Genomic DNA, 430 nt, shown 5'->3' with positions numbered 1-430 from the left:
ACAAGCCCCTAAGATTGCTCAGTCTATGAATGAAAGAAAATGGATTGAGATAGGATTAGAATACAAGAAAGCTAAAGAGAAAGGAATCACTGCAAAAGCATTTGCAGAATCAAAAGGAATAAAATACTCATCATTTACATCTGCAATGTCTAGATATGCATCATCTATTAAGACTGCACAGAAAATTGAAACACTTGAATCTAAACCTAAAAATAAACTCAATAAGCAAGAACGTCAACTTCTGATGATAAACTCGTTTCGCAGTTCAATACGAGAAAAGATTAGAAATGAAGGTGCAGCAGTAAACAACAAATCATCCAAGTGGTTCGTTGAAACAATTAAAAAAAGTGTAAAAGGTCATAAAGTAGTCAAACCTACACCAGGCAAAATTTATACTTACGTGTATGATGCTAAACATAAAGATACTCTG

At 33.0% G+C, this 430-nt stretch carries 1 protein-coding gene; it reads left to right on the top strand.

Translation table 11 applies throughout. From position 1 onward, the window contains the following. On the top strand, positions 1–430 hold a 430-nt coding region (locus Y887_RS20775; protein WP_046965612.1), incomplete at both ends, for a DNA end protector protein.

The organism is Xanthomonas pisi DSM 18956, from assembly GCF_001010415.1.
GTDB classification, from domain to species: Bacteria; Pseudomonadota; Gammaproteobacteria; order Xanthomonadales; family Xanthomonadaceae; genus Xanthomonas; species Xanthomonas pisi.
This window is presented reverse-complemented; position numbering and strand designations above follow the sequence as displayed.